Genomic DNA, 747 nt, shown 5'->3' with positions numbered 1-747 from the left:
GGTTCCTATCAATCCTTGTTGCGACTGATTCATTGCCTCAGCCAAAGAATCGGTAACATAGGTGATATTACCAGTCTCATCGGTTGACCAAAACCATCCCTGTCTGGTTTCTTCGTAATTTTGTAAGAGAAGCAAAGCCTCCGTAGTTTTCAGAAGAAACGTACCGGCGGTCTTCGAATCCTCTTTTTGTTTTAGAATGCGTGAACTGATCCTACCAAAGAAACTTTGTGAATCATTTGTTGAGAAGTCAATTTCCTGACTATCCTCAATCTTGAGTGGCTCACTTTTCATTCGTCGGCACCGTTCTCCGTTTCTTGATCACAATATACACGGCAATAGTTATCGAATGATAAAACGTTAAGGTGCAAAGTTGAAAAATTAACATTCGCTTTGTCGAATTACTCACGAGAATCGGACGTTCCGTCTTCCACCCAGTTTTGGTCACTCGAACTGATTGGATGGAAAATAAAAGCGGCTGGTCAGCAAACTAGGAAAAGTAGCCATAGCGTTCAATATTATCGGGTCCGCTTTTTGAGATCTATATCGCTGCTGTGCACCGCTGCATCAAAATGGGATTGCCATGTTTAGGCCACACATATTTTCGTAAATAATATGCTGGTTAATTAAACGATGTTGACCAAGCTGAAACCAAAAAAATGTCAATGAACAAACTCAGACTGATCAATTACGACCTGGTTTCGACCATTTTTCTTGGCAGAATATAAAGCGGCATCTGCTCTTCGGAGC

1 protein-coding gene is annotated in these 747 nt (G+C 41.4%); it reads right to left on the bottom strand.

All coding sequences use genetic code 11. The features are described from left to right. The coding region (locus V7676_RS18690) for a hypothetical protein (RefSeq protein WP_335661064.1) at positions 1-291 on the bottom strand (291 nt) is incomplete at its 3' end. Positions 292-747 lie beyond the last annotated feature (456 nt).

Source organism: Parasphingorhabdus sp. (genome assembly GCF_036963805.1).
In the GTDB taxonomy this organism is placed as follows: domain Bacteria; phylum Pseudomonadota; class Alphaproteobacteria; order Sphingomonadales; family Sphingomonadaceae; genus Parasphingorhabdus.
Note: the sequence above shows the minus strand (reverse complement) of the source record. Positions and strands in the feature narration are given on the sequence as shown.